General features: G+C 67.1%; 6 protein-coding genes. 3 read left to right on the forward strand and 3 right to left on the reverse strand.

Annotation, left to right across the window (positions count from 1 at the left end):
• Nucleotides 1–146 precede the first annotated feature (146 nt).
• Nucleotides 147–1,037 (forward strand): hypothetical protein, encoded by an 891-nt coding sequence (locus ACK4IU_RS11360; protein WP_409735042.1) that lies wholly within the window; start codon nt 147–149, stop codon nt 1,035–1,037.
• Here ACK4IU_RS11360 and gshB read toward each other — a convergent pair.
• From gshB to rsmI, 3 genes are read right to left on the reverse strand one after another with little or no spacing between them, the layout of a single operon-like run.
• Entirely contained in the window at nt 1,034–1,975 is a 942-nt protein-coding gene (gshB, locus tag ACK4IU_RS11365; RefSeq protein WP_409735044.1) for a glutathione synthase, read from the reverse strand. The genes ACK4IU_RS11360 and gshB overlap by 4 nt on opposite strands.
• Before the next feature lie 56 nt (nt 1,976–2,031).
• A complete protein-coding gene (locus tag ACK4IU_RS11370) occupies nt 2,032–2,430 on the reverse strand; it encodes a YraN family protein (RefSeq protein ID WP_409735046.1) in 399 nt (132 codons plus the stop codon).
• Between the two features lie 4 nt (nt 2,431–2,434).
• Nucleotides 2,435–3,250, reverse strand: coding sequence for a 16S rRNA (cytidine(1402)-2'-O)-methyltransferase (gene rsmI / locus ACK4IU_RS11375; protein ID WP_409735049.1), 816 nt, complete (start codon nt 3,248–3,250; stop codon nt 2,435–2,437).
• A gap of 148 nt (nt 3,251–3,398) precedes the next feature.
• Between rsmI and ACK4IU_RS11380 the strand changes: the two genes are divergently transcribed.
• Both ACK4IU_RS11380 and ACK4IU_RS11385 read left to right on the forward strand, forming a co-directional pair.
• On the forward strand, nt 3,399–4,571 hold the full coding sequence (locus ACK4IU_RS11380; RefSeq protein ID WP_409735051.1) for a penicillin-binding protein activator: 1,173 nt from the start codon (nt 3,399–3,401) through the stop codon (nt 4,569–4,571).
• Nucleotides 4,572–4,588: 17 nt separating this feature from the next.
• Entirely contained in the window at nt 4,589–7,357 is a 2,769-nt protein-coding gene (locus ACK4IU_RS11385; protein ID WP_409735053.1) for a [protein-PII] uridylyltransferase, read from the forward strand.
• Nucleotides 7,358–7,448 lie beyond the last annotated feature (91 nt).

The following is a 7,448-nucleotide window of genomic DNA, read 5'->3' on the forward strand; positions in this document are numbered from 1 at the left end:
AACCTTACCGGGTGCGGGGCGGCGGCCCAAACGTCCTGTGGTCGTATACGACCATTTTTCCCGCGCTTTCGGGGCGGCAGCGGGCCTTCCCAGCCCCGGCCCCGACCTGTAGGCTGTCGGCAGAGTCGTTGTGAAAGGTGATTGTCATGGCCGAATTTCCTAGCCGCCGCAGCGTTCTGGCCGGGCTTGCGGCGCTTCCCGCGATTGCGGGCGGCGCGGTTGGCGCCGGTCCGGCCGAGCGGCCGTTCAACTTGCGCATCGTTATGTCGGGCCACAGCCTGACCGACCCGATCCCGCATCCGCTGGAGATCCTGGTCAGGGCGGCGGGCGGGCAGCAGTCGCGCGGCATGAAGATCGACCTGTCCACGATTCCCGGCAGCCCGGCCGAGCACCGCTGGGATAACGACCTGAACCTGCCGGTGGATGCCCGGCGGGACATCGCGAAATACGACCTGCTGGTGCTGACCGAACGTGTGGCGGTACGCGCGACCCTGGAATGGCACCACGCCGACAAAATTGCGCTGAAATGGTTCGAACACGCCTGGAAGAACGGTCGTGGCGGCAAGGGTGCCGAGACAGTCTATTACGCCTCGTGGATCAGCCTAGGCAGCGGCACGCCCAGCGAATGGGACAACAGCGAGGACCAGAAGATCCCTTTCCGCGAGCGGCTGGATGTAGAGATGTCCGCCTGGCAGAGCATCGCGGATTTCGTGAACGCCAACCGCCCGAAGGACAGCCCGCGGATGCGGGTGATCCCGGGGCCGAAGATCATGGCGGCGGTCTATGACGCGATCCAGGCCGGAACGGCGCCGGGCCTGTCGCGGATGCAGGAGCTGTTCGAGGACGACATCCACGTCAATGCGAAGGGCGCCTTCCTGATCGCGCTGGCGCATTACGCCGTGATCTACGGCCGCGACCCGCGCGAGATCCCGGGACTGCGGGGCGAGCCCGGCTGGCCCTCGGCCGCGCAGCAGGCCTGGATGAAGGAGGTCGTCTGGACCGTGGTCAGCGCCTATCCCGACAGCGGGCTGGCCTAGGCGCGCTTCGCCTCGATCACTTCCCAGATGCGGCGTGCGGCATTGGTGCCGTCGAACCGCTCCAGCTCCTGGATGCCGGTGGGCGAGGTCACGTTGATCTCGGTCAGCCAGTCGCCGATCACGTCGATGCCGACGAAGATCTGGCCCTTATCGCGCAGGACGGGGCCGATGGTGCGGCAGATTTCCAGGTCGCGCTCGGTCAGTCCCACCTTCTCGGGCCGCCCGCCGGCATGCATGTTCGACCGGGTTTCGCCGGCCTGCGGCACGCGGTTGATCGCGCCCACCGGCTCGCCATCTACGAGGATGACCCGCTTGTCGCCCTTTTCGACCGCGGGCAGGAACTTCTGCACGATCAGCGGCTCGCGGTTGATGCCCATGAACAGCTCGTGCAGCGAGGTCAGGTTGCGGTCGTTCGGGTCCAGCCGGAAGACGCCCGCGCCGCCGTTGCCATAAAGCGGCTTCAGGATGATGTCGCCGTGCCGGGCCTTGAAGGCGCGGATGGTGCCGAGGTCGCGGGCGATGGCGGTGGGCGGGGTCAGTTCCGGGAAACGCAGCACGAGGAGCTTCTCGGGCGAATTGCGCACCCAGAAGGGATCGTTCACCACCAGCGTCCGGGGATGGATCATTTCCAGCAGGTGGGTGGTGGTGATGTAGCCCATGTCGAAAGGCGGATCCTGGCGCAGCCAGACCACGTCGAACCCGCCCAGATCGACCTCGGTCTCCTCGCCATAGGTCACGTGATTGCCGACCTCGCGCCGAACCTCGATCGGCCAGCCACGTGCCATGACCCGGCCTTCGACATAGGCCAGGCGGTCGGGCGTGTAGAAGAACAGCGAATGTCCCCGCGCCTGGGCCTCCAGCGCGATGCGGAATGTGGAATCGGCGTTGATGTTGACCGACCCGATCGGGTCCATCTGCAAGGCTACCTTGAGGGGCATCGGTTCACTCCGTCCTGTGACCCCGAGTGATGACCGATGGCGGCGGAAGATGCAATTCAGCCCGCGAAGGCGTTTTCCACCACCTCGATCCGGCCCAGGGCATCGACCAGTGCAAGGTCGATGCGGACATCGGTCAAGAGCCCCTTGGGTTCACCCGCCAGGAATTCATCGACGGCCGCAAAGATGCGCCCGACCTGTGCCTGGGAAAGGTGCGAGGCAGCAAGGTCATGAGTGCGACTGTGCTTGACCTCGACGAAGACCACCACATCCCCGTCGCGGCCGATCAGGTCGATCTCGCCGCCGCGGCCGCGCCAGTTCCGCGCGCAGATGGCCGTTCCGCGGGTCTCGTACAGTCGTGCAACCGCGGCTTCGGCAGCATGACCTGCATGGTAGTTGGCCTTGCCGCGCGCCGAGCGGGACCGGCCAACGGGAGAGGCAATGAAATCGAAAGGCATGCGGTCATTCCTTGCTGCGGTCGAGGGCGATCCGGTAGGCGATCTTGCGCGATACGCCCAGAGTCTGCGACACAAATATTGCTGCATCCTTAACGGACATGGTCTGCAAGGCCTCATCCAATGCCGCTGCGATGTCTTCCTCGGTTGCGTCGGACGCCGGGGCGCGGTCGACGAGCACGACGATCTCGCCACGGATCTGCCGGGACGCGACATCAGCCGCCAGATCGACCAGCGGCCCGCGCAGCACCTCTTCGTAGCGTTTGGTCAGTTCGCGGCAGACCACAGCCCGGCGGGTCGGACCCAGGGCCGCGACCATGTCCGCCAGAAGATCCGCAAGCCTCTTGGGACTTTCGTACAGGATGAGCGTGGCCTGAACGCCCGCCAGTTCGCCCAGGAACATCCGCCTTGCCGCCTGTGTCGCCGGGGCAAAGCCGGCAAAGAGGAAGCGGTCGGTGGGCAGTCCCGAAAGTGTCAGCGCGCAGATCGCCGCACATGGGCCGGGGGCGGCGGTCATCGGCAGCCCGGCTTCTGCCACCGACCGTGCCAGTTCGAAGCCGGGGTCCGAGACCAGCGGCGTCCCGGCCTCGGAGGCATAGGCAAGGCTCTTGCCCTCGGCCAGCAGGTCCAGAAGGCGCTGCATCTGCCCCGGGCCGGAGTGGTCGTGATAGGCAATCAGCGGGCGGCCCGAAAGCGCGATGCCGTGGATCTCCATCAGGTGCCGCAGCGTTCTGGTGTCCTCGGCCACCAGCACGTCCGCCCCCGCCAGCACGTCCAGCGCGCGCAGCGTGATGTCGCGTGCCGCTCCGATCGGCGTCGACACGAAATGCAGCCCCGGCGGAATGGCGCGCAGGCCGGGACTCGCCGGAGAATCAGAGGTGTCGGAGGCCGGCCTCACAAGTTTACTTCCCGCATCGAACCCTTTACCTTGGCTCGCAATCGCAGTCGCACTGCAACAGTGAGGAACCACCATGTTGTCCGTTATTCGCCGGGCCCGCAAGTCGCTGGGTCAGATGCTTGTTGGTCTTGGCGCCGTCGTCCTTTCCGCCTGCGTTCCGGCGACCGGTCCAGGCACGCCACCTCCGGGCGGCGGATCGGTGCAGGTGGCTCTTCTGGTTCCCTCGGGGTCCGGCCAGTCGCAGGATGAACTCTTCGGGTCGAACCTCGAGAACGCGGCGCGGCTGGCAATGGCGGACCTGTCGGGTGTCAATGTCGACCTACGCGTCTATCGCACCGGCGGCAGCCCGGCGAAGGCCTCGGCCCTCGCGAAGCAGGCAGTGGACGAGGGCGCCCAGGTCATCCTTGGCCCGTTCTATTCCGAGGAAGCCAACGCGGCGGGCGTTGCGGTGGCCAGCACCGGCGTCAACGTGCTTGCCTTCTCGAACAACGCGGCCATCGCCGGGGGGAACGTCTTTGTACTGGGGCAGACCTTCGACGTGACGGCGCGCCGGCTTGCCGGCTACGCGGTCCGCAATGGCAAATCCAATGTCCTGATCGTCCACGACCGCAATGTCGCGGGCGAGGTCGGCAAGGCCGCGATCGAACGCGGGGTCGCGGCGGCCGGCGGCAAGGTGGTCGGCGTGACATCCTACGAATTCTCGCAGAACGGCATCGTCCAGGCCGCGCCGGGCATCGTCAGCGCGGCGCGTTCCTCCGGGGCCACGGCGCTGTTCCTGACCGCGGATACCGCGGGCGCCCTGCCGCTGCTGACGCAGCTTCTGGTGGACAATGGTATCGACCGTGCGACGACGCAGTTCATCGGCCTGACGCGCTGGGACATCCCGCCGGCAACGCTGTCGTTGCCCGGGGTGCAGGGCGGCTGGTTCGCCATGCCCGATCCGGGCCTGACCGCGCAATTCCGCGAGCGCTATGCGGCGGCCTACGGCAGCCAGCCGGCGCCGGTGGCGGCGCTGGCCTATGACGGGATCGCGGCGATCGGAGCCCTTGCCGGGCGGGTCAAGGGCGGTGCGCCGATCGGCAAGGCGGACCTGACCCAATCGGCCGGCTTCGCCGGGGTGGCGGGGATCTTCCGCTTCCTGCCCAACGGGACCAACCAGCGCGGCCTTGCCGTCGCCCAGATCAGGGGCAATCAGGTCGTGATCGTTGACGCCGCGCCGCGCAGCTTCGCCGGCGCGGGCTTCTGACACCGGGTCGGAACGACGTGGAAGCCCAGGCGGCGGTTTCACCGACGCAACCGGCCCCGGGTTCCGCCCATGCGGTGCCCGACGTCGTTGCACTGACCGCACAGGTCGAAGATGCCCTGCGCCAGGTGGCAGACGCCAGGTCCGCACGGGCAACGGTCGTAAGGCTGCTCCAGTCCGCCAGGACCGAGGCGACCGCTGCCCTCGAGGCCGAATTCCGCAAGACACCGCGTCAGGCCCGGGCCCTCGTTTCGGCTCAGGCCGCGCTGACCGACGTGCTGGTCCGGGTTGCCCTGGCGGCCGCGATGCGCCTGCATCCCCTGGCCAACCCGACCGAGGCCGAACGCATCGCCGTCCTCGGCGTCGGTGGCTATGGCCGGGCCGAGATGGCGCCGCAGTCCGACGTGGACCTCCTGTTCCTGACTCCCTGGAAGGTCACCCCCTGGGCCGAGAGCGTGATCGAGACCATGCTCTACATGCTGTGGGACCTGAAGCTGAAGGTCGGCCATGCCAGCCGCACGGTGAAGGACTGCATCCGCCTCGGGCGCGAGGACATCACCATCCGCACTGCGCTGCTGGAACACCGCTTCATCTGCGGCCATGCGCCCCTGGCCGAGGAGCTGGACGCGAAACTCTGGTCCGACCTCTTCCGGAACTCGGGGCCGGAGTTCATCGAGGCCAAGCTTGCCGAACGGGCGGAACGCCACAAGCGGCAGGGCGGCCAGCGCTATGTGCTGGAGCCGAACGTGAAGGAGGGCAAGGGGGGCCTGCGCGACTTGCAGACGCTCTACTGGATCGGCAAGTACCTGAACCGCGTGCCTTCCGCCGAAGGGCTGGTCGGCGCCGGGCTTCTGTCGCGCGAGGAGTTCGACAGCTTTGCCCAGGCCGAGGATTTCCTCTGGGCCGTCCGCTGCCACCTGCACTACATCACCGGCCGGCCGACCGACACGCTGACCTTCGACCTTCAGGTCGAGGTGGCGGCGCGCATGGGCTATCGCGACGCGGGCGGGCGGCGGGCGGTCGAGATCTTCATGCAGGACTACTTCCGCCTCGCAACCCGGGTGGGCGAGCTGACCCGCATCTTCCTGACCGAGCTTGAAGCCCGCCACGCCAAGCGCGAGGCCAGCCTCTTCGGCATCTTCAAGATGACCAAGCGGGTGAAGAAGGGCTACAAGCTGGTGCAGGGCCGGATCGACGTGGTCGATCCCGCGGCCTTTCTCGCCGACAAGCTGAACCTGTTGCGGGTGTTCGAAGAGGCGCTGCGAACACGGTATCTGCTGCATCCCAACGTCATGCGGATCGTCACGCAGAACCTGGATCTCATCGACGACGAGATGCGCGAGGACCCCGAGGCGCAGCGCATCTTCCTCGATCTCCTGCTCAAGCACGGCAACCCGGAACGCAGCCTGCGCCGGATGAACGAGCTCGGCGTGCTCTCCGCCTTCATCCCGGAGTTCGAACCCATCGTCGCGATGATGCAGTTCAACGTGTATCACCACTACACGGTGGACGAGCACATCATCCAGACGATCTCCTGCCTCGCGCAGATCGAGCGCGAGGAACTGGTCGAGGAACTGCCGGTCGCCAGCGGCATCCTGAAGGCCGGGGTGAACCGCCGGGTGCTTTATGTGGCGCTGCTTCTCCACGACATCGGCAAGGGCCGGCCCGAGGACCATTCCATCCTCGGCGCCCAGATCGCCCGGCGGGTGGCGCCGCGGCTCGGCCTCGATGCCGAGGAATGCGAGACGGTGGAATGGCTGGTGCGCTATCACCTTCTGATGTCCGACATGGCGCAAAAGCGCGACATCGGCGATCCCCGCACGGTGCGCGACTTCGCCAAGGCGGTGAAGACCCGCAAGCGGCTGGACCTGCTGACGGTGCTGACCGTCTGCGACATCCGCGGCGTGGGGCCGGGCACCTGGAACAACTGGAAGGCCATGCTCTTGCGGCAGCTTTACAAGCAGACCGCCGAGGCGCTGGAGGGCGGGCTTGAAACGCTCAACCGCGAGAACCGGCAGGAAGAGGCGACCCGCGCCCTGGCCGACCGGCTGAAAGGCTGGGATCCCGCGGCGCTCGACCACGAGCTGACGCGCCACTACCCGCCCTATTGGCAGGGCCTGTCCACCGACACGCACGAGGTCTTCGCGCGCCTCCTGCAAGGCATCGGCGATGACGAGATCCGCATCGACCTGCACCCCGACCCCGACCGCGACGCGACCCGCGCCTGTTTCGCGCTGGCCGACCATCCCGGCATCTTCAGCCGCCTCGCCGGGGCGCTGGCGCTGGTCGGCGCGAACGTGGTGGATGCGCGCACCTATACCTCGAAGGACGGATATGCGACCGCCGTCTTCTGGGTGCAGGACATCGAAGGCCACCCCTACGAGGTCAGCCGCCTGCCGCGCCTGCGCCAGATGATCGACAAGACGCTGAAGGGCGAGGTCGTGGCCCGCGAGGCGCTGAAGGACCGCGACAAGCTGAAGAAACGCGAACGCGAGTTCCGCTTCCCGACCCATATCATGTTCGACAACGAAGGGTCCGACATCTACACGATCATCGAGGTCGATACCCGCGACCGGCCGGGCCTGCTCTACGACCTGACCCGGACGCTCGCCGCCAGCAACATCTACATCGCCAGCGCCGTGATCGCGACCTATGGCGCGCAGGTGGTGGACACCTTTTATGTCAAGGACATGTTCGGCCTGAAGCTGCACCAGAAGCACCGGCAGGAGGCGCTGGAGAAGAAGCTGCGCCAGGCCATCACGGAAGGGGCCGAAAGGGCCGGCGCATGAGCCGGATGATCCGCAGCATCGTCACGCTGGGCGGCTGGACGCTGGTCTCGCGCGGGGCGGGGCTGGTGCGCGAGCTGATGATGGCCGCCTA

Source organism: Tabrizicola flagellatus (genome assembly GCF_046295235.1).
GTDB classification, from domain to species: Bacteria; Pseudomonadota; Alphaproteobacteria; order Rhodobacterales; family Rhodobacteraceae; genus Tabrizicola; species Tabrizicola flagellata_A.